This window comes from Acinetobacter sp. YH12052 (genome assembly GCF_013419835.1).
Lineage (GTDB): Bacteria > Pseudomonadota > Gammaproteobacteria > Pseudomonadales > Moraxellaceae > Acinetobacter > Acinetobacter amyesii.
In genome coordinates this window covers 21,001-42,359 of record NZ_VOZI01000008.1, presented here as the reverse complement: position 1 = coordinate 42,359, position 21,359 = coordinate 21,001, and the positions used below count along the sequence as shown (strand labels likewise).

23 protein-coding genes are annotated in these 21,359 nt (G+C 39.6%); 12 read left to right on the top strand and 11 right to left on the bottom strand.

The features are described 5' to 3' along the window. Positions 1-11: 11 nt before the first annotated feature. The 6 genes from hscB to FTU06_RS07455 form a co-directional block, all read right to left on the bottom strand. Positions 12-527 carry a Fe-S protein assembly co-chaperone HscB gene (gene hscB, locus FTU06_RS07480; protein ID WP_180007824.1) on the bottom strand — a complete coding sequence of 172 codons (516 nt, stop codon included), beginning with the start codon at positions 525-527 and terminating at the stop codon, positions 12-14. A 104-nt stretch (positions 528-631) separates the two neighbouring features. Then, positions 632-952 (bottom strand): iron-sulfur cluster assembly protein IscA, encoded by a 321-nt coding sequence (gene iscA, locus FTU06_RS07475; protein WP_078188668.1) that lies wholly within the window; start codon positions 950-952, stop codon positions 632-634. 37 nt (positions 953-989) lie between these two features. Next, on the bottom strand, positions 990-1,376 hold the full coding sequence (iscU, locus tag FTU06_RS07470) for a Fe-S cluster assembly scaffold IscU (protein WP_078188667.1): 387 nt from the start codon (positions 1,374-1,376) through the stop codon (positions 990-992). 104 nt (positions 1,377-1,480) lie between these two features. Further along, positions 1,481-2,698 (bottom strand): IscS subfamily cysteine desulfurase, encoded by a 1,218-nt coding sequence (locus FTU06_RS07465; protein ID WP_078188666.1) that lies wholly within the window; start codon positions 2,696-2,698, stop codon positions 1,481-1,483. A gap of 1 nt (position 2,699) precedes the next feature. Further along, positions 2,700-3,173 carry an Rrf2 family transcriptional regulator gene (locus FTU06_RS07460; protein ID WP_078188665.1) on the bottom strand — a complete coding sequence of 158 codons (474 nt, stop codon included), beginning with the start codon at positions 3,171-3,173 and terminating at the stop codon, positions 2,700-2,702. A 112-nt stretch (positions 3,174-3,285) separates the two neighbouring features. Next, positions 3,286-3,933 carry a hypothetical protein gene (locus FTU06_RS07455; protein WP_180004651.1) on the bottom strand — a complete coding sequence of 216 codons (648 nt, stop codon included), beginning with the start codon at positions 3,931-3,933 and terminating at the stop codon, positions 3,286-3,288. Between the two features lie 207 nt (positions 3,934-4,140). Here FTU06_RS07455 and FTU06_RS07450 point away from each other — a divergent pair, with 207 nt between their 5' ends. From FTU06_RS07450 to FTU06_RS07425, 6 genes are all read left to right on the top strand, one after another. After that, a complete protein-coding gene (locus FTU06_RS07450) occupies positions 4,141-4,611 on the top strand; it encodes a phasin family protein (RefSeq protein ID WP_180004652.1) in 471 nt (156 codons plus the stop codon). 166 nt (positions 4,612-4,777) lie between these two features. After that, positions 4,778-5,050 carry an HU family DNA-binding protein gene (locus FTU06_RS07445; protein ID WP_078188662.1) on the top strand — a complete coding sequence of 91 codons (273 nt, stop codon included), beginning with the start codon at positions 4,778-4,780 and terminating at the stop codon, positions 5,048-5,050. Positions 5,051-5,182: 132 nt separating this feature from the next. Then, a complete protein-coding gene (locus tag FTU06_RS07440) occupies positions 5,183-7,048 on the top strand; it encodes a SurA N-terminal domain-containing protein (RefSeq protein ID WP_180004653.1) in 1,866 nt (621 codons plus the stop codon). Positions 7,049-7,235: 187 nt separating this feature from the next. Next, positions 7,236-7,883, top strand: coding sequence for an Ig-like domain-containing protein (locus FTU06_RS07435; RefSeq protein ID WP_180109198.1), 648 nt, complete (start codon positions 7,236-7,238; stop codon positions 7,881-7,883). A gap of 63 nt (positions 7,884-7,946) precedes the next feature. Next, positions 7,947-8,573, top strand: coding sequence for a hypothetical protein (locus tag FTU06_RS07430; RefSeq protein ID WP_180145830.1), 627 nt, complete (start codon positions 7,947-7,949; stop codon positions 8,571-8,573). 250 nt (positions 8,574-8,823) lie between these two features. Next, positions 8,824-9,741 (top strand): alpha/beta fold hydrolase, encoded by a 918-nt coding sequence (locus tag FTU06_RS07425; RefSeq protein ID WP_373684066.1) that lies wholly within the window; start codon positions 8,824-8,826, stop codon positions 9,739-9,741. 77 nt (positions 9,742-9,818) lie between these two features. On the opposite strand, the gene FTU06_RS07420 is transcribed toward FTU06_RS07425, so the two are convergent. Then, on the bottom strand, positions 9,819-10,688 hold the full coding sequence (locus FTU06_RS07420) for a DUF2797 domain-containing protein (protein ID WP_078189198.1): 870 nt from the start codon (positions 10,686-10,688) through the stop codon (positions 9,819-9,821). Between the two features lie 34 nt (positions 10,689-10,722). Here FTU06_RS07420 and FTU06_RS07415 point away from each other — a divergent pair, with 34 nt between their 5' ends. Next, complete coding sequence (locus FTU06_RS07415; RefSeq protein ID WP_078188659.1) at positions 10,723-11,193, top strand: DUF6231 family protein; 471 nt, start codon at positions 10,723-10,725, stop codon at positions 11,191-11,193. A gap of 112 nt (positions 11,194-11,305) precedes the next feature. Beyond that, positions 11,306-11,932 carry a YidB family protein gene (locus FTU06_RS07410; protein ID WP_180090200.1) on the top strand — a complete coding sequence of 209 codons (627 nt, stop codon included), beginning with the start codon at positions 11,306-11,308 and terminating at the stop codon, positions 11,930-11,932. Positions 11,933-12,030: 98 nt separating this feature from the next. Here the strand turns inward: FTU06_RS07410 and FTU06_RS07405 are convergent, their stop codons facing one another. The 3 genes from FTU06_RS07405 to FTU06_RS07395 are packed head-to-tail and all read right to left on the bottom strand — an operon-like array spanning position 12,031 to position 13,986. Beyond that, positions 12,031-12,639, bottom strand: coding sequence for an OB-fold-containig protein (locus FTU06_RS07405; RefSeq protein WP_180145827.1), 609 nt, complete (start codon positions 12,637-12,639; stop codon positions 12,031-12,033). Between the two features lie 16 nt (positions 12,640-12,655). Beyond that, positions 12,656-12,982: a Rieske (2Fe-2S) protein gene (locus tag FTU06_RS07400; RefSeq protein ID WP_078188656.1), complete on the bottom strand. Its 327-nt coding sequence runs from the start codon at positions 12,980-12,982 to the stop codon at positions 12,656-12,658. Beyond that, positions 12,982-13,986 (bottom strand): adenosine kinase, encoded by a 1,005-nt coding sequence (locus FTU06_RS07395; protein ID WP_180004657.1) that lies wholly within the window; start codon positions 13,984-13,986, stop codon positions 12,982-12,984. The genes FTU06_RS07400 and FTU06_RS07395 overlap by 1 nt, the downstream gene beginning before the upstream one ends. 278 nt (positions 13,987-14,264) lie before the next feature. Between FTU06_RS07395 and FTU06_RS07390 the strand changes: the two genes are divergently transcribed. The 4 genes from FTU06_RS07390 (at position 14,265) to FTU06_RS07375 (ending at position 19,911) form a co-directional block, all read left to right on the top strand. Next, complete coding sequence (locus tag FTU06_RS07390) at positions 14,265-14,714, top strand: GNAT family N-acetyltransferase (protein WP_078188654.1); 450 nt, start codon at positions 14,265-14,267, stop codon at positions 14,712-14,714. A 235-nt stretch (positions 14,715-14,949) separates the two neighbouring features. Continuing rightward, positions 14,950-15,654: a hypothetical protein gene (locus tag FTU06_RS07385; RefSeq protein WP_257234326.1), complete on the top strand. Its 705-nt coding sequence runs from the start codon at positions 14,950-14,952 to the stop codon at positions 15,652-15,654. Positions 15,655-15,795: 141 nt separating this feature from the next. Further along, positions 15,796-18,735 (top strand): insulinase family protein, encoded by a 2,940-nt coding sequence (locus FTU06_RS07380; RefSeq protein WP_180145824.1) that lies wholly within the window; start codon positions 15,796-15,798, stop codon positions 18,733-18,735. 18 nt (positions 18,736-18,753) lie between these two features. Further along, the gene (locus tag FTU06_RS07375; protein WP_180145820.1) at positions 18,754-19,911 is read left to right on the top strand and encodes a phospholipase A; all 1,158 of its coding nucleotides are present in this window, start codon (positions 18,754-18,756) and stop codon (positions 19,909-19,911) included. A gap of 65 nt (positions 19,912-19,976) precedes the next feature. Here FTU06_RS07375 and FTU06_RS07370 read toward each other — a convergent pair whose 3' ends face one another. Then, a complete protein-coding gene (locus tag FTU06_RS07370; RefSeq protein ID WP_078188650.1) occupies positions 19,977-21,314 on the bottom strand; it encodes a TrkH family potassium uptake protein in 1,338 nt (445 codons plus the stop codon). Positions 21,315-21,359: the final 45 nt, after the last annotated feature.

The following is a 21,359-nucleotide window of genomic DNA, read 5'->3' as shown; positions in this document are numbered from 1 at the left end:
TAAAAAATAAATTAAAAATCATCGTCTAAATCAAAGCTATCGTCGTCTAAGAAGCGATCTTCAGCTTTATCGATGTCAGCCATTACTTTTTGGAAGAAGCGTAATTTACGTACGGTATCACGTGCTTCTGCCCAGTCTTCGTCGTCATAATCAATCTTGAATTCACGAACCAAACCGTCTATCCATTGCTGAACTTCAGTTTTAAGTGAAGTGAGGTCATCAGCAGAGCATGCCTCATCTAACTGTTCACGAATTTCTAAGGCATCTTGTAGGAACTCAAAATCACTAATTGATTGATCAAGGTGATAATCTTGTTTTTTGAGACTTAAAAGATATGCAGCGCGGCTATCAACATTGGATAAAGCTTTAAATGCTTGATTAATCTCACTAGATTTTATCAGGGCTAGATCTTTGTCTTCGGCTTTATCTGGATGATATTGTTGCTGCAACTTTAAAAATTCAGCTTTTAAAACTGCTAAATCAATATCGAGTGCTACAGGTAAGTTAAACAACTCAAAATGATTCATGGGAGATGGTGTCCGCAATAGAGGTGCAAAAAGTGTTGCTTTAAATGCAATTAAAACAGTGAATTTTACACTGTTTTAATGCGAAAAAGGAGCGTGGAAATGGCTTAAACCGTAAACGATTCGCCGCAGCCACATTCGCCTTTTTTATTTGGGTTATTAAATTCAAAACCTTCGTTTAAACCATTTTTCACATAGTCCATCTCCATACCTTCAAGATAAACTAAGCTTTTTGGATCAACGAATACTTTTACGCCAAACTGATCGAATACTTGGTCATGCGTGTCAATATCATCGACAAACTCAAGTACATAAGCTAAACCAGAACAGCCAGAAGTTTTCACGCCAACGCGAATACCTTCACCCTTACCGCGATTCTTGATGTAATTGCTGATATGAGTTGCAGCATTTTCAGTTAAATGAATCATGAAAACTCCGTTAATCTTTTTTAAAACACGTAAACAATTAAGCTTTTACTTTCTTGCTACGGTAGTCTTCTACAGCAGCTTTGATTGCATCTTCAGCAAGTACAGAGCAGTGTACTTTTACTGGTGGAAGTGCAAGTTCAGTTGCAATATCAATGTTCTTAATTGCTTGAGCTTCATCAAGAGTTTTGCCTTTTAGCCACTCTGTTACTAATGAGCTAGATGCAATTGCTGAACCACAACCGTAAGTTTTGAAGCGAGCTTCTTCAATTACGCCGTTGTCATCAACTTGGATCTGTAGACGCATAACATCGCCACAAGCTGGTGCACCGACCATACCTGTACCAACGTTTTCTGCATTTTTGTCTAAAACACCTACATTACGAGGGTTTTCGTAATGATCAATTACTTTTTCGCTATAAGCCATGACGCTTCTCCAAACCTCGGGGTCAGCCTTAAGATTAATATGGGGGTGAAATTACGTTAATCAATGAGATAGCCTTAAAATAAAAGCTATCTCACCGGGATGAATTAGTGTTCAGCCCATTCTACAGAATTAAGGTCGATACCTTCTTTGTACATGTCCCAAAGCGGTGAAAGATCACGTAGTTTTTCAACTGCTGCTTTGGTAATTTCAAGTACGTGGTCAATATCGGCTTCAGTGGTGTATTTACCAAAGCTGAAACGAATCGAGCTGTGAGCCAATTCGTCTGAAAGACCCAATGCACGAAGTACATAAGATGGTTCTAAAGTTGCTGATGTACATGCAGAACCAGAAGATACTGCGCAATCTTTAAGTGCCATCATTAACGATTCACCTTCAACAAAGTTAAAGCTGACGTTTAGATAGTTTGCAACGTTGTATTCTGGGTGACCGTTCAGGAAGACTTGTTCAAGACCTTGTAAGCCATTCCAAAGTTTGTCACGAAGTACACGAATACGAGTTTGTTCGGCATGTAGGTTTTTGCCTGCAAGTTCGAACGCTTCGCCCATACCCACGATTTGGTGAGTCGCTAGCGTACCTGAACGCATACCACGTTCATGACCGCCACCGTGCATTTGCGCTTTAATACGTACACGTGGTTGACGACGTACATAAAGAGCACCAATACCTTTAGGACCATAGATTTTGTGGCCAGAGAAACTCATCAAATCAACTTTCATTGTTGAAAGATCAATTTCTACTTTACCTGCAGCTTGCGCAGCATCTACGTGGAAATAAGTTTTGTTTGCACGAGTCAATTCACCGATTGCAGCTACATCTGTAGTTGTACCGATTTCATTGTTCACCATCATCAAAGATACAAGAATCGTATCTGGACGAAGGGCTGCTTGAACCATTTCAGGTGTGATTAAACCTGTTTTTGCTTCTGGCTCAAGATAAGTAATTTCGAAGCCTTCTTCTTCAAGCTCGCGGCAAGTATCAAGAATTGCTTTATGTTCAATTTTACTTGTAATAATGTGCTTGCCTTTAGATGCATAGAACTGAGCAATACCTTTAAGCGCAAGATTGTCAGATTCAGTTGCACCAGATGTCCAAACGATTTCGCGTGGATCAGCTTTTACTAGATTAGCAACTTGTTCACGTGCATATTCTACTTTTTCTTCTGCCTGCCAGCCGTAAGCATGAGAACGAGAAGCTGCATTACCAAAAGTACCGTCAAACGTTAGACATTCCATCATACGTTCTGCGACTTGAGGGTCTACAGGTGTAGTTGCTGCATAGTCAAGATAAATAGGACGCTTCATGTCAAATACCTGTAACCGATAAAAGGGCTGAATCAAAGTTTGCTGAATTTTGACGAATAGATACGGTTTGAACGTTATCGCGTGCTACAAGGTCAGCAAGGGTGATTTTTGCAAGATAATCGGCAATGTGGTGGGAGAGTTCCTGCCATAAATCATGAGTCAAGCACATTGCACCATTTTGGCAGTTGCCTTTGTGGTCACAACGGGTTGCATCAACTGTTTCATTTACAGCTTCAATAATTTCCAAAACAGTGATGTCTTCAGCACTACGAGCAAGGTGATAACCACCGTTTGCTCCACGGATGCTGGAAACTAAGCCGTGACGCTTTAATTTTGCAAATAACTGCTCAAGATAGGCCACTGAAATGGTTTGACGAGCTGCAATTTCTGCAAGAGTGATCGTTTGTTCAGTTGGCTGCAAAGCTAAATCAAGTAGAGCAGTCACTGCGTAGCGACCGCGAGTTGTTAAGCGCATGATTCGATACACATGTTAAGTCTAGATGTGCAGATTTTATGAATCCTGACTAAAATAGTCAAGTTTTTTTGAGATTGTTTATTTGTTTTATTTTGTCTGAAAAATTATGTATTTATTTGAACCACACATTATACACTAATAACGTTATTAAAAGAACAGATATTAGACTAAAAGCGATATTAATCCGCTTTTGACGACGTTCGATACGCTTAATACGGTTTTTATATTGTTTAACTTCAACTTGCAGTGTGTTGATTTTAGAGCGTTGCTGTTCGATTTTTTCTAAAAGTGGGGCAATACGTTTTTTTGACGCAACGATATCGTTTTCTTCGACAGGTTCAGACAGCCAGTGTTTCCAGTCAGATAAAATTTTGGGCACACTAAATAATGAAACCAGATCACGAAATTCATCTTTTAGAACCACATCACCATCGATACGCATGGTTTTGATGCTTTTACGATTACCAAATACAAAAATTTTTACCAAATCTATTAGTGTCGTGCGGACATCAAGGTCGATGGCTTTATCTGGAGATTTCGTGTCGAACAGAATACCGTGCTCAGTAAACTGAACATAAAAATCAAAATAAGGGATGTAGCTATTTATTTTCAGTGCGACTTTTTGATCAACAAATTTTTTAGCTTGTAATGCTACAACACGGTCATGTTTTAAAATGAAAGTAAAAATCGTTTCTAAAACAATCAGGGTCATAGTAAGCAACAAATGTGGTTGAGCTTGTGTTTGTTGCGTATCACTCATAAAAAAAATGTCCTTGTTAAAATCTGAAAGCACTGGAAACTGAGCATCCTGCTCTAGAGGAACTTAGAATATACCAAAAAGTTGGTAATTCACCAGCTTTGTAGAACAGTTTAATCAATCTATCAAGTCATATGTTTGCTATTATGTTGTTAAAATGAAGAATCACATGTTGCTGTGCACATAAAATAATCAGGAGAAGTGCGGATTATGGAAAATACAGAAGGCATAATTGACGATGCACAAGAAACATCAGAAAAGCCGGCTAAAACTCGCGTACGTAGTCATTCTGATCGTCGCTCTAAAATGGATTTTCGCAAATATACCAAACAGATTTGGTTGGCTGGATTAGGTGCTTTTTCACGTGCTGAGGGTGAAGGAAATAAGCTTTTTGACTCTTTAGTCAAAGTTGGAGAGGAGCTTGAGTCCAAAACGATTGATATTGCAGATCAAACTGTCGAAAAAGTTTCAGAAAAAGCCAAAGAATCTGTAACCGATACGAAAGATAAAGTAGAAAAAATTTTAGATAATGGTGTTAATCATTCTTTAAACCGTTTAGGATTGGTGACTGTAAAGGATTTACAGCACTTAGAAAGGCTTATACTTCAATTACATACTAAAGTTGACCAATTGGCCGAAGAAAATGCCCAACTGAGGGCCGAAATACTAAAAAAACACTAACTTTTTTACTATTATCGAATTTTCAAGGTTTTTTTCGTCAAAAAATTCTATAAAAAGAGGTTGATGAGTATTGCGTTTAACCCTAAAGCATTGCTATAAAGGCGTTATGGCGTTTTATACAAATTCTTGAACCTTAAATAAACGATATTAAGAGGACGTAATTTTCATGAATAAATCAGAATTAATTGATGCAATTGCCGAAAATGGGGGATTATCTAAGGCCGATGCCGGTAAAGCTTTAGATGCTACAATTGCTGCAGTTACCAATGCATTAAAAGCTGGTGATACAGTTACTTTAGTTGGTTTCGGTACTTTCAGCGTTAAAGAACGCGCTGCACGTACTGGTCGTAACCCACAAACTGGTGCGACTTTAGAAATCAAAGCAAGCAAAGTTCCTAGCTTCAAAGCTGGTAAAGGCTTGAAAGATTCTGTAGCTTAATCTTATTAAGCACATGAGACGCGCCATTATTTGGCGCGTTTTTTATTGGTAAATGTGATTAATTGATATATCGCATTCATTCATCTCGGGTTTTCGGTTAAAATTCACCGCAAATAAAATATTGGAATACTTATGGAATCGTTTCGTAAAGTCATTAAGGGTTGGCTGGGCAAGGTCTTGCTCGTTTTGTTTTTGACCCCTTTAGCACTTGTAGGTATTGAAGGATATTTTAGTGGTGGATCTAAAGATGCAGCAAAGACTGTAAACGGTACTGAAATTTCTCAAAAAGAACTCGAAGCACTGACGAACTCATTAAAAGAACAATATCTGGCATATGCTCAGGGTGATGAAACATTATTGAATCAAAATTTCATTAGCAATAAAGCGATGGATACTTTGGTTTCACGCCAATTGTTATTGCAACAAGCTGATAAATTAGGCATTAGCTTGAGTGATGCACAAATTGTGCAAATGATTCATCAGCAGCCAAGCTTCCAAGTCAATGGTCAATTTTCAGATGAAGCGTTTGGGAGATACCTCGAATCGATTGGTATGACAAACCGCACATTCATTGATAATTTACGTAAAGACCATGCTTTAAAAATGTTGTCTACAACATTTATGGAATATGCATTGGTGAGTAAGCTTGATATCTTGCAAATTGCGAACTTACAAACGGAACAACGTAGTATTCAGTTGGCGAGCATTAATCTTGAAAATTACAAGAAAAATGTAAAAGTATCTGATGCTGAAATTGCGGCTTATTATGAGCAGCATAAAAACAAATTTAAGCAAGCAACCAGTGTTGATGCAGATTTTGTCGTATTAACACCTGCCAATATTACTGCACCAGTAGAAGCTGCAACTGATGCTGAATTGAAAGAAGCGTATAACAGCTTTGTTGAGAATGCACAGAAGTCAGTTAAACCACTCGTTAAGCACATCATGATCACTGCGGACAATCGTTCAGATGCCGAAGCTAAAAAACTGGCTGAAAGTGTTCAAGCTAAAATTAAAGCGGGTTTAAGCTTTGACCAAGCTGCAGCGCAATTCTCTGAAGATCCGGAATCTAAAGCAAAAGGTGGTGAACTGGTTGCTTATGAAAAAGGTGTGTTTGGTGATGCGTTTGATGCTGCAGTTGAAGGTGCTCAAGCTGGTCAAGTGACTGCTCCAGTAAAAACAGACAGTGGTTATCACTTGATCGAAAAAGTGGCACCAGCTGTAAAAGTGGCTTCATTTGAACAAGAAAAAGCACGTCTACAAGCAGAAGTCGCTGCTTCGAAAAAAGCCAATGTTTTTTCTGACACTGTAAACAGCCTCAATGACATGGTCGTGAGCAGTGATGCCCTTGATGTCGTGGGTCAAGAAGTGAAAGGCGTAAAAGTACAATCATTGAATGGCTTAACATTAGCATCGCAACATCCAGTTTTAAGTGATGCAAACGTCAAAGTTAAATTGTTTAACGATGATGTTAAAAATGGTGAACGTAATGTTTCATCGAGCATTCAGTTGAAAAACGGTGATGTGGTTTGGGTGAAAGTGCGTAACTATCATGCTGCGGGTGTTCAAACCTTAGCTGAAGCGAAAGCGCATGTGAAAACTCAGTTGATTGAAAAGAAAGCGTCTGATGCTGCAAAAGCCCAGATTCAAGCGACATTAAAAGAGTTTGCTGCAAAACCTGCTGCTTCAGTTGCAAAAGGCAGTTTAAACTTTGAAAATGCGGGTACATTCACTCGTGCGGATGGTTTGTTAAAACGCGAAATTCAACGTGCTGCATTTAGTGTAAAAGCGCCGAAAGCAGGTCATTGGTCTGTTACTACGACTAATCTACCAAATGAATTGGTTGTGGTTGCTGTGACTGCAGTGAACAAACAATCTGATGCGGCATTAACGGGTGAGCAGTTAGATGAGTTAACAAAACTTTATCAACAGCTTCGTGGTCAACAAGAATTTGATGACTACACACGTTATCTAAAAGATCATGCCAAAATTAAATAATTAAGGCAGCTTTAAAAAAAACCAGCTTTCGAGCTGGTTTTTTTATGTTTAAGTTTAATGCATCACACTTTAAGAAAAACTTTTAAAAACAAAGATTAAATAAAATTGACTATTTAAATAATTCTCTTAAATTGAGTTTGGGAAGGCATTTTCCCAAATAAATATAATGATGTGATTTGAGGGTGTTATGCAAAAGATGAGAGATTTAAACGGTATTTTAAAAAACATTTTGGGACAAGTTGAAATAAAGCAGTTGCTGATTCAGGGGAAAACACAGCATCAGCATATTCCCTCAACACCAGAAGTGACTGGACTAGATGATCTTATAACTGGCACGGCAGAGCCAAAAACATGGGTGATCATTTCAGTCGGTGAAACTGTTACACGCGTCAAAGTGGATAAACAAGGACATCGGCAGATTGATAATCCACTGAAGGATGGTGGAGTTGCCACAATTTATGCGGTAAATCATCATGGCTTACGCTCAGAGGCAATAATGATTGCTCCAATTGCAGAGCCAAGTGTGCTACCCAAGATGCCGGAAATAATTGAAAAAGGCGAATATTTGGTTGGTAAAGCTGATGCAGGAAATACGGTGGTTGTGACCTATGGTGAGCAAGAGTTTATAACAGTTGCTGATGTAAATGGCGATTGGTCGATGCTCAATCCTTTAACGACCACAGGTGCAATAAGTGTTGTGGCAATTGATCAGGACGGTAATCGTTCTGAGGCGTTGCATACAGCGCAAATCATTTTACCGCAAGCTGTTACGATTTTAGAGTCTGGCGCGGTGATATCAGGTACTGCCGCACCAAATACGACTGTTGTGATTTAGTCGGATCAAGCGGTCTATCGTATTCAGGTCGATGAAAATGGTGATTGGTCAATAGAAAATCCAGTGGCAAATGGTGGCATGTTGATGATTGTTGTGGAAGATCAATTTGGTCAGCAATCTCCTGCGATTGGCTTGGTATTTCCATTTATTCAGACCTCGCCTGAAAATCCAAGCTATCTACTGCCGGCGCCAGAAGTGACGCTAAATACTGAAAAACTCGAAGGCAATGCATTTCAACAGGCTAAAATCATTGTTACAGCCAATGGTCAAGAGTACGTGACGTATGCCAATGAAAGTGGTTTTTGGTCGATGGATAACCCGATTCAAAATGGTGGCTTTGCAACAATCGTGGCGGAGGACAGTCGTGGTGTTCAATCGCCTGAAATCTCAATAGCTAAACTGTTTCTTGCACAACCTGAATCATCTGTTGAACTTACAGAGATTTTATTGGCAAGTGATGAGCAAAGTGAAAACCAAAATGACAGTCAAATTGAGCCGATTCAATCTGTGATCAATCTAGATACGCTTTTACAGGATGCGAATGAAGTCCCAATTGTATTGCACATCGATGAACAGGATTTGATCGCATTGGGCAGCGACGTTTCAAATCCGCCCGCTATACTTCCTGCGCTTGAATATCCAAGCTTACTCATTGAAGCTCCACTGATACCGTCTGATTGGCTTGCTTAGAAATATGAACCAGCTTCCGAGCTGGTTTTTTTTGGTTTAAATTGACAGATATAATTTTTATTTAAAAGATTTGGCAAATGAAATATTGACTCTAGCATCGTAGATTGGTGTTCTCAAAAAATAATATGAAAAAAATAACTCATCACGACAAAGGATTAAGTGGATGATATCTCTGTATATGCCTCAATGTAAACGTTTAAAGAACCCGTTATTGCGATGGATGGATCATTATTTTAAACACATGATACAGATGCTACTAACGATTTGCGTTGCCAGTAGTATTCAAGCTGCAGAACTAAACTTTCAAAAAGTTTTAGAGCAGGAAAGAGCTTGGGCGGGCTTGAGTAGTAAAAAAGTCAAAAATAATGAAATCGAATGGACATACAGTGAAGGAGGAGATCCACGAAAACCGACGCTACTGTTGCTGCATGGTTTGTCTGGCACGCGTGATAATTGGAACCGAGTTGCCCGTTATTTAACGCCCAATTATCATGTCATTATTCCAGATCTGCCGGCACATGGAGAAACTATTGTCGCAGATCAATTTGATCTATCAATTCCTAATTTAACTGAAAAATTACGACGATTTATAGATGCTGCAAAGTTAGATCCAAATTTACATATCGCAGGGCATTCGATGGGTGGTGCAATTGCCATGCTCTATAGCGCTCAGTATCCCTTAGAAGTGAAATCTTTATTGTTGGTGGATTCAGCAGGTGTCTTTAAGTCGAGCAATACAGCGTATCTAAAAGATACGGCAAAGCTTGCAGAGCTAGTGGTCAGAAAAACTGGTGATTTTGATCGCGTGATGAAGATCGTGATGCAATCTCCGCCTTTTATTCCACAAGAATTAAAAATTGGGCAAGAAAAGTTGATGATCGTTCAGTCTAAACAAACCAATAAAATGGTGGAGCAACTGCAAAAAATGGCCACCTTGTATACGCCAGAGTCCTTTGCTTTGGCTGCACGAGGCATTGATGCACCTGTGTTTATTATCTGGGGGAAGCAAGATCAGATTATCAATGTTGAAGTAGCAGAAGAACTGAGACGCTTATTTAAAAAAGCCGAAAAGCCTCTGATTTTAGACCATGTTGGTCATATGCCAATCTTAGAAGCGGAGCAGTTAATGGCGTTGCCATATTTAAAGTTTCTTTCAACTGTTCAATGAATCAGATTGGTAGAGTAGGTGTAAAAAAGCGAGAAATATCTCGCTTTTTTAAACTTAATTAGATACTTTGAGTCGATTTAAGTACGTACTTTAATTTCATAGCCAGTGTATTTTCGAATATTAATCACACCGGTATCCAAAATCAGATACTGACCTTTAATCCCTTGTAATTTTCCTCGAATAATCGGTGTTTTGTCCAAATTATGCGATTTGATTTTTTCAGGATATTCATCTACCGGGTAGATAAATTGGCGTGGCAACTCATCTTCTAGCAGTTCAACGGTTTCATTAAACTCTAAATTTTGGCTAAATTCTTCACGAATGGTCTGAATTTTTGGTGCGAATTCTTCTACCAATTGGTCGCGAATTTCGATCAGGTTGATCGGTTCTGCTTCACCTTTGAGCAATTTACGCCAATCGGTTTTATCGGCCACTTGCGTACCAAACATGACTTCAAGCTGACCAGATAAACGACGTGAACCAACTTTCATAATAGGCAAAGCTTGCGTCGCACCTTGGTCTAGCCAACGTGTAGGCATTTGACCCAAGCGGGTAATCCCCACTTTTAAGGCACTCGAATTGGCTAAATAGACAATATGCGGTTGAAAGCAAACTTCATGGGCAAAATCATCTTCACGGCAAGTCCCGAGATGATAATGACAGGTTTCAGGCTTCATAATGCACATATCACAAGATGCCTTAGTCTTCATGCATTTGAAGCAATGACCTTGTGAATACGATTTAGGCGTTTTTGCGCCGCAAGAAATGCAGTAGATATTTCCAGTGGCTTCAATTTCAATTTCTTGGCCAAGGCTAAACGGTAGATCAACTTCTGAGCGATCTAGAATAAATTTATACTCAACATTTGCCTTGTGTGTATGTTGATCAGTTACACTAAGGTCTTTAAGACCTGCATGCATTTTATGGCAAATGCCTTGTAGTTCCATAAGAATACTCACTTCATTATTAAGGATGCGGTCAATGGCTGAACAAAATGTCATCACTTCTATGCTAGACGATTTGTCAAAAGAGCAGCCCATTTCAACCGCAATCTGTATTGGTCAGGATCTTGAGCAATACAATCAATTTCATCCAATTCAATGGCAACATTTTAACGTAACTGAGTTTTTAAATCTGCCTTTTACCCAGCGTTTTGACCTTGGATTTGTGATTCTTGATACTGAAACGATGTTGAGTTTGGATCAGCAGCAGAAAACGCAGATGTTGGTAAAATTGCGTGACCTATTTGCCAAACGCATCGTAGTGGTGAGTAAATTACACGATGAACAATTATTACGTGCTTTAGGCTTTACTCAGCTCATTGATAAAACCACGCATGAAAGTGATTTTGCTTTATGGCAGTTTAATATTTTGACTTATAAACATATACCAGATTGGTTTAACTCTAAATTTTGGGCAAATCCTGAAAACTGGGATAAATTCCGTTGGTAACAAATACTTAGCCTGCGAGAAATTGCAAAAATTAACAAACATTTATGATAAATCTGTGTTTTCCCACGTATGCTGTAATTAAGTTTATCTAGGTTTCACTGGGAAAAATAAAATGACAAATTTAAATAATATTGTTGAGATTTTAGCAAAGCAGGCCCTTGGTGGTGCAAACAATCAAAATCAACAAGGTGGTTTGGGTGGTATTTTAGGTTCGGTGCTGGGTCAATTGGGCGTAAATGCAGGCACTCAAAATACCCAAACCAATGCTCAAAACCAAGCAGGTGGTTTAGGTGGAATTTTAGGCTCTGTGTTGGGCCAACTGGGTGGTGCAGCGCAGCCGCAGCAACGTAGTAGCGGTGGTAATGCATCAACCATTTTAGTAGCAGTGTTACCTCTGGTGCTGGCTTGGATTCAAAAACAAGGTGGCCTACAAGGTGCTTTGGATAAATTACGTGGACAGGGCTTGAGCAGTCAGGTTGATGATTGGGTATCTACAGGCCCTGGTGATAATGCTGCTGTAACTAATCAACAAGTACAAAATTTATTTGATGATGCCGAAGTGGAGCAAGTTGCACAAGAAACACAAACTCAGAAACAAGATGTATATAGCGCAATTTCAAGGGTATTGCCGCAAATTATTGACTCATTGACGCCACAAGCTGGACAAACCAATCAGCAAGAAGCGAATGCTGATATTCAACAAGTGATGAATTTGGTCTCAGGTTTCCTGAAGCGTTAATCAAAATATCGATTTAGGTATTTGATTGAATACAAGCCAGTGAACACTGGCTTTTTTATGATTTGAAAAATGATAACAATGTGACGCTTAGATTGTCACTAGGATGGATTAAATAAACGGTTCGACACACTGATTTTTTTGCCAATATAGTGTGATTTTTTTTGACGAATCAAAATGATTTTCGACTGAAACTCTAACTCACCAAACTCTGGCTCAACTTGCACATAATGTAGTTGACCAAACTCATCACGCACACGCGCTTGAGCCGAAAAGCCGGGACGGGCATTTCCACTTGAAATGGTTGCTAGACGACCCAGTAGGTTAACGGTTTGTTTTTTATATTTGGGCGGTACAACCTGATCCAAACAATGAATCATAAATACCGTAAAGAATATGGCAATAATAAACGCAGGTAAAATAAGATAATAAGCGGGAACGAATTGACCTTCTTTGGCGTGGATACAAAACTGAAGTACATAGCCTGCAAAGCTAAAATTCATCAGTAAGAAGAACAAAATCAGAGTTTTGGAAAATTTGACATTTAATAATGCCAATTCTTGTATGCGCTGTGGGGCAATTCTTTTCAAAACTTGGCTAGGACTAATATTGATGTAATAGCCAATGGTTTCAACCATGCCCAATAACAGTACGGCCAATAAACTTAAATGAAAAGGTATCAAGTTATAGTCTGTTAAAAATGCGGACATGGTTGTATTCCAGTGTTTATTCTTCTGTGAGGTAGATTCCACCATCAGAATGCACGTTAATGTTCACTTTTTCAAGGGCTTGACCTTGGCATGGGCCAGAAATACATTCCCCAGATTCGACCATAAACAGTGCGCCATGTGTTGAGCACTCAATAAATTCTTGGTCACGATCTAGAAACTGATTTTCTAGAAACTCAAGTTCCACGTGCAAGTGTGGGCAGTTATTTTGATAAGCGTAAAACATGCCATCACGTTGGGTGATAAAAATCGTTTCACCTTCAGGCGTTTCGAATGATCGTGCTTCACGTTCAGGCACATCATCCGTCATGCAAATTTTAAACATTAAGCACATTCCTTCTGAAATGATTGTAAAAGCTGAGCATAGTCTTCAACTGCTAGGCGTGGACCAAACTGAGCCACAACTTCACTTGAGATCAAGATGGCAAGTTCAGCAGCCGTTTGATAGTCATGACCTGCATTGAGTGCATATAGGAAAGCACCAGCAAAAGCATCACCAGCACCATTGGTATCTACTGCGGTAACTTTACGACCTGGCACGGTAAATGTTGCGGCTTCATTATGAATTAAGGCACCTTTGGCACTTAATGTAATGACAATGTGTTTGCTTAGTGATTGCAATTTCGTAAGTGCAGCATCTAAATGATCTGTTTCTGTATACATCAGTGCTTCTTGTTCATTACAGAACAATAAGTCCACGCCATCATCGAGTAATTCATCTAGACCTTGACGTGCATATTGCACCATTGCTGGATCAGATAAGGTCAATGCAATTTGTACACCATTGGCTTTGGCGATTTGACGTGCTTGTTTTACCGCAAGGCGTGCGCTGTCTGATGTAGAAAGATAACCTTCGATATATAACCATTTCGCAGTATTTAAGCTGCCAAAATCAATTTGGCTATCAGTCAATTCCGCAGTAATACCGAGGTAAGTATGCATCGTACGTTCAGAATCAGGGCTGACTAAAACCATACATGTGCCAGTTACACCTTCACTGATTGATTGAGTTGCAGTTTGGATGCCAGCGTCGTTTAAACCATTTAGGTAAATTTGACCTAAGTCATCATTGCCGACACGACAACCATAAAATGCAGTTCCGCCTAAAGCACTAAAAGCAACCGTTGTATTTGCTGCAGAACCACCAGAAGCTTGACCTTTATATTCTTGAGTGGCTTTTAAATTGTTATAAAGGGCTGCTTGAGTATCGCCATCAGTCAGTTGCATCGTACCTTTTTGCAGATTGTGTTGAATTAGGAATTCGTCAGAGACTTTAAATTCTTGGTCAATAAGTGCATTACCAATTGCAAAAAGGTCAACAGTTGCCATGTTGTATGTTCACATCAAAAAAATGAAAGTGCTAAGTTTACACGAATGCTCAGGATTGCTGTAGTTTGTTGAAGAAAATTCAATTAAAGGACAAGTGTGTATAAAAATCGGGCAAATCCATTATATTTTTACATTTTTTTTTGAATTAGTTGCCGTTTTAATCAGCTTTGCTATTGTGCAAATCGAAAAATTTTACTTTTATAGAGCTATAGGGTGTTCAGACTGAATCAAGATGATTTGGTCATCATAAATAGATAACAGATTAAAAGTGTGAATATATGGAAATTACGATTCGTCCAGCAGAGCAACTTCCTGCTCAAATCGAAAATATTGCTGCTTTGGCGCAGCATGAAGGCTATACATTTATACACCGTTTAATTGAAGAATATCAAAGTGGTAAAAATCGTTTTGACCAAACGGGTGAGCAATTATTGCTTGCTTATGATGGCGATAAATTGATTGCTTGTGGCGGTTTAAATCAGCAATGGGGTGATACTGGTGTAGAAGAACGGATTGGTCGAGTTCGCCGTTTCTATGTGCATCCGCAGTACCGTCAGCATGGCGTGGGTAAGCAGCTATTGGTGGAATTGGAAAAGGGTGCGAAAAAACACTTTTCTGCACTTTGCTTAAATACTGAGCTGAAAAATGCTGCAAAATTCTATCAAAAACAGAATTATGTCTATGTCGAAAGTCATCCAAATTATAATTATTTTAAATATCTAGTTTAGTTTTAAATCCACAAATAGACAGTAAATACTGTAAATGAAGCATCCGATATCGGGTGCTTTTTTTATTTGGTAATTCTAAAAAATAGTGCGATTTTTAAAACAAAATTTTAAGCAAAAATTCATTTCAGTTGTCGAAGATATAAGCATCAAAATAACTGCATTGAGTGATGCATATGCACGTGCATGAGCTACAAGACTACGTTAAAAAAGTCCCGAGATTACAGCGCTGTTTTGGTTGACCAAAATTTTTGCGACCACCTTTGGTGAAACCAGTGGTGATGCATTGTCCATGTCCTTAAATTTGGGCTATTTACTCAGTACCTTTATTTTCGCAGGCATATTTATCAGTCTGCTGTATTTTCAAATACAGTCCAAAGCCTATAAACCTTATTTATATTGGGCCACGATTATTGCCAGTACTACGGTCGGTACGACTTTAGCGGATTTTGTAGATCGTTCTTTAGGGATTGGCTACTTGGGTGGTAGTTTTCTGTTACTCAGTTTGGTGCTCATATCGCTTTTTAGTTGGTATCGAGTCGAAGGGTCAATCAATCCAAGTGTAGTGAATTTGCCGCGCACACAGATCTTTTATTGGTTGACGATTACATTTTCTCAAACATTAGGTACGGCTTTGGGGGACTGGACTTCCGATAGTGCAGGATTAGGCTATAGCGGTGGCATTTGGCTATTTGGTGGTTTAACTCTATTGATGGCGTTGTTGTACTTTTTTAGTCGGGTCTCAAAGACGATTTTATTTTGGGCTACTTTTGTTTTGACACGTCCATTGGGCGCAGTTGTCGGCGATTTTTTAGATAAGCCCATCAGTTCAGGTGGATTGGATTTAAGTCGCTTTATGGCTTCTTTTGTATTGTTATTGGCGATTGTGATTTGCGTCTATTGGTCAACACGAAATGATAGGCAATCCATAAAACAAGTCTAAATGTCTTAGTGCGAAAACAAGTGATTTTTAAAATTAAAGTTCAAGTTGATTAAAACAGTTGGAAATGTTGTTTCGGTGAATCTAGTTGTGATTTTTTAAGGTATACTTTGCCTAATTTAAATGAATAGATTAGGAGCACACATGACTGTAGATGTCACTGAAACCATTTCTCAAACTGTACATCCCGCGTTTCAGTTGATTCGTCAACATCATGTTGAAGCTTTAGACATTTTAGTGTCTGAATATAAACACAAAGTGACTGGCGCAGTGCATTATCACTTAGCCACAAACCATGACGAAAACGTATTTTTAGTTGCCTTCCGTACACAGCCGATGGATTCAAAAGGCGAGGCGCATATTCTTGAGCATACGGCACTTTGTGGCTCAGAAAAGTTCCCTGTACGTGACCCATTCTTTTTAATGATTCGCCGTTCACTCAATACGTTCATGAATGCGTTTACCGCAGCGGATTGGACGGCTTATCCATTTGCAACGCAAAATAAAAAAGATTTCCAAAACTTGTTAGAAGTTTATATGGATGCTGCTTTTGCTGCGAATTTGAACCCGCTTGATTTTGCGCAAGAAGGGATTCGTATTGAGCTAGAAAATGGCGAAGCTGTATATAAAGGCGTGGTATTTAATGAAATGAAAGGTGCAATGAGTTCACCTTCAGATCAGTTGTATCACCAACTTGCCCATCATTTATTCCCAGAAACGACATATCATTACAACTCAGGTGGTGATCCGAAAGACATTCCTGACTTAAGCTATGAAGAGTTGGTCAGTTTCTACAAATCACATTATCACCCAAGTAATGCGGTGTTTATGACCTTTGGTAATGAGCCTGCATATAATTTACAAGAACAGTTTGAAACGCTTGCTTTGTCTAAATTTGAAAAAGGTCAAACGCTGTATTCAAAACCTGAGCGCCGCTTAACTGCGCCTGTAACTGTAACTGAAACGTATGCAGTTGATGCTGAAGACCTCAAAGACAAAACATATCATGTGCTTTCTTGGTTATTGCCTGAAGCAAGTAATATTAAATTACGTTTAGGTATGCGTTTGGTTGAGGGGGTATTGCTTGAAGATTCTGCTTCGCCATTACGTCATTACTTAGAAACCTGTGGTTATGCACAGTCTACTGGTCCATTCATGGGCGTAGATGACTCAAACTATGAAATGACGTTCTACTGTGCAATTCAAGGTTCAAACCCTGAGCATGCAGAACAATTTAAAAATGGCGTGTTTAAAGTATTAGAAGACGTTGCGGCTAAGCCTGTTGATTCGGCTTTAGTTGAAGCGATTTTGCATCAGATTGAATTGCATCAGCGTGAAATTAATGGTGATGGTACACCATATGGCCTAAGCTTAATTCTGAATGGTTTAAGCAGTGCGATTCACCATTCAGACCCTGTGGATGTCTGGGATGTGGATACGGCCATTGAACAAGTGAAGGAAGAGTTGAAAGACCCAATGTGGTTATCTAACTTAATCAAAACATACTTGCTAGATAATCAACATCGTGTGCAATTAACTTTGGTTCCAGATGCTGAAAAAAATGCTTTGGAAGCGGCAGCAGAAAAAGCACGTTTAAAAGAAATAGATGCGAACTTAACTGAAGCGCAAAAAGCAGAGATTATTGCGCAGACTGAAGCACTGAACATTCGTCAAGATACCCCAGATGATTTGAACCTATTGCCTAAAGTAGGTTTAGAAGACGTTCCTGCACAATTACAGATTGTACAAGGTCAATTACGCGAAATTATCAGTAATGGCTTGGATACGCCGTTAAATCTTTACCACGCAGGCACCAATGGTCTTTACTACCAACAAGTTTTGATTCAGATTCCTGATGAAGTGGTGCAATCGCCGTATTTCAACCTCTTGTCGATTTTGATGGGTGAAGTTGGTGCAGGTGAATACGACTACTTAGAGCTACAACAGTTGCAAACAGCTGTGAGTGGCGGTTTAGGTATGGGTGCATCCCTGCGTTCAAAAGTGGACGATAAAGGTCAAATTAGTGCTTGGCTAACGTTGACCACTAAATCATTGGTGAATAATCTTGAAGCCATTCGCTTATTGAAATTGGCTTTTGAACAGCTACGTTTTGATGAGAAAAACCGTATCGTAGAGTTATTGCAACAACGTAAAGCACGTTGGCATTCACGTGTTTCTGGCTCTGGTCATAGCTATGCAATGCAAATTGCAGGTCGTCAACATAGTGCATTGGCGTTACGTGATTATCATAATACAGGCCTAGGCGCGCTGAACTGGTTGTCAGAACTTGTCAGCAAAATTGAGCAAGACGACACGGCTTATAATGCCTTGATTGATGAGCTTAAGTTAATTCATAACCGTTTGCTTAAAGCACCAAAACAATTCTTGGTGGTGTGTGAAGAACATCATTCAGACAGATTGGTTGAAGAAGTTCAAACCATTTGGGATAAAGTGGCAATTGACGATAACCCTCATGCTTTAACCCAAGTGAATTTTGCAGATAGCAACAATGACGAAGCTTGGCTCATTCAAGCCAATGTTCAGTTCTGCGCTTCAGCATATCCTGCGGTGGAAGTGTCGCATCCAGATGCAGCACCTTTGATGATTTTGGCGGCTTATTTACGTAATGGCTTCTTGCATAGTGCGATTCGTGAAAAAGGTGGCGCGTATGGTGGTGGTGCAAGCTATGACGGCAATGCATGTTCATTCCGTTTCTATAGCTACCGTGACCCACGTTTAGCTGAAACGTTTAAAGATTTTGACGCAAGTGTGCAGTGGCTACTGAATGCTGAACAACAACCTCATCAGCTAGAAGAAGCGATTTTGGGTCTAATTGCCAGCATGGATAAACCGGGGTCACCAGCGGGTGAAGCCATTACAGCTTGTTATGCTTTATTGCATAAACGCACGCCAGCTTTCCGTCAAATGTTACGTGAACGTTTGTTGAATGTGACTTTGGAAGATCTAAAACGTGTTGCTGTGGCGTACTTGGTTGAACAACAACCGACAAAAGCTGTGGTTGCACCGGTGGCTAAGCGAGATGCTTTGGTTGAGCTTGGTTTCGAAATAAAACAAGTGAATTAAAACAAAAAAGGGGTTTTTATGGCGTTCAAATCTCTTGAGCGTACGACATTGCAACTGAGCCTCATTGCGCTCAGTTCAATGTATGTCAATATTGTAAATGCACAAAATGCGGAAGTGGCTGTTAAACCAGCTACCGCTGAAGCATGTGTGGCACTTGAGTCAAATGCAGAGCGATTATCGTGTTATGACGCTTTGTTTAAAGTGCAACCTGCTGAAAAAGAAATGCTGGTTTCTGAGCGCCAAGCCGCCCAAGAAATTAAACCTGAGCCGACTGAAAAGCTGACTTTCAAAGAAAAAGTCAGTCATGCGTTTACGGACCGTTTATTTGCTGTAGAAGCACCGAACCTCAATCCAAATCTTTCATTATTGGATAGTCGTTGGGAGCTTTCTCCAGAAAGTAAATTGGGGACGTGGAATATTCGTGGCTATCAACCTGTGTATTTAATGCCGGGATATTGGACTTCGGATAAAAATGAACGTCCATCAAGCCCGAATGAAAACAACACGGTACAAGCCGATCAGGAACAAAACCTGAAATCGATGGAAGCCAAATTCCAATTGTCATTAAAAACCAAAGCTGTTGAAAACTTATTTGGTGATAATGGTGATATCTGGTTGGGCTATACCCAGTCTTCTCGTTGGCAAGTCTACAATGAAGACGAATCACGACCATTCCGTGAAACCAACTATGAGCCTGAAGCCAGTCTGGTTTTTCGTACCAACTATGAACTCTTGGGTTTGAACTGGCGTATGCTGGGCTTAACTTTTAACCATCAGTCTAATGGGCGTTCTGATCCTTTATCGCGGAGTTGGAATCGTGTCATGTTAAATCTTGGATTTGAACGTGACAATTTTGCACTGATGTTACGTCCTTGGTATCGTTTCGAAGAAGATACCAAAGATGATAACAACCCTGACATTACCGATTATGTGGGACGTGGGGATTTAACAGCGTTTTATCGTCATAAAGATCATGACTTTAGTTTGATGTTACGTCATTCATTGAAAGGTGGTGATGATTCACATGGTGCGGTGCAGTTCGATTGGACTTTCCCAATCAATGGTAAATTACGCGGCACAGTTCAATTGTTTGATGGCTATGGTGAAAGCCTGATTGACTATAACCATCGGGCAACCTATGTCGGTGTCGGTGTGTCATTAATGAATTGGTTCTAAAGATTCGAATTTAAAAAAAACCACGCTAAGGCGTGGTTTTTTTTAACTGTGAGAAAATGTACAAATCAACCAATCTGAATCTCAGAAGGTGGGTGTTTTAAGCGACTCTTCTTCGGTGTGGCAATCAGATAAGCCAGTGTTAAGGGTCCAAGTCGACCTGCGAACATTAATAACATCAGGGCAACTAAACTAGCAGGTTGTAAGTCACTGGTGATGCCACGAGATAGGCCTACTGTACAGGCAGCGGATACCGCTTCGAACAACAAATCTAAAAAGCGTTTATCAGGTTCGAGAAGCAATAGACTGAAAAAGCCAATGAAAATCAACGTTACTGTAATGAAAATCACCGCTAATGCTTTAAAGGTCGTTTTTTCAGAAACAGAGTGGTTAAACACACGCAGTTCATCTTCACGTCTTAAAAAACTGACCACACTGAGTACAACAATAATAAACGTCCCGACTTTGATGCCACCAGCTGTACTGAGAGAACCACCACCAATAAACATCAGTAACATCGTGATCAGTGAAGATGCATCGCTCATGCTTTCCATGGGTAAGCTGTTAAAACCCGAAGAGCGCGGAACAGTTGCATGGAACCAAGCATTTAGGGCTTGGTCACCAAGTGACATCGTAGCTAAGGTAGCAGCATTATTAGCTTCTAATAACCAAATGGTGATGAAGGCAAAGACATTTAAACCCGCAATAGTCGATAAAATCAGCTTGCTATTGGTACTGAGTTTTTTCCAACTTTTATTGCGCTTAATGTCCATCAGTACCAAAAAGCCGATACCCCCAATAATGTAAAGCATACTGATGGTAAACGTAATGAAATAACGGTCAGCAAAGCTCATTAAACTATTGGGAAATAATGAAAATCCACCATTATTAAATGCTGAAACACTATAAAAGGCAGCATAGAACAGGGCCTGGTTAAAATTGTATTCTTGCATCCAAGCGATGGTCAAAATAACCGTTCCCACCATTTCAAAAAATAGCGAATAAAGCAGTACGCCTTTAATAGTCATGGTCACTTTGGCAAGACTGGTTTGTCCAATGGTTTCTTGAGCCATAATTTGTTGTTTTAGCCCAATTTTAGGGGACAAACTCATAGCGGCCAATATCGCAAAGGTCATAAAACCGAGACCACCGCATTGTAGTAAACCCATAATCACGACTTTACCAAACACCGTATAGGCTTCGCCGACATTCACAACTGAAAGTCCAGTAATGGTTACGGCAGAGGTCGCTGTAAAGAGGGCATTGATCCAACTTAAATCACCATGATGTGAATATGGGAGCTTTAACAGCAAGGTGCCAATGATAATGAGCCCAAGAAAACCCAATGCCAAAATACTGGGTGGGCTGAGATTAATGGTATTACGCTGTTTATTGTGCAGTTTCATGTTTTTTACTGTCATCTTGCGTGATTATGTGCAAAAGGAGCTCGA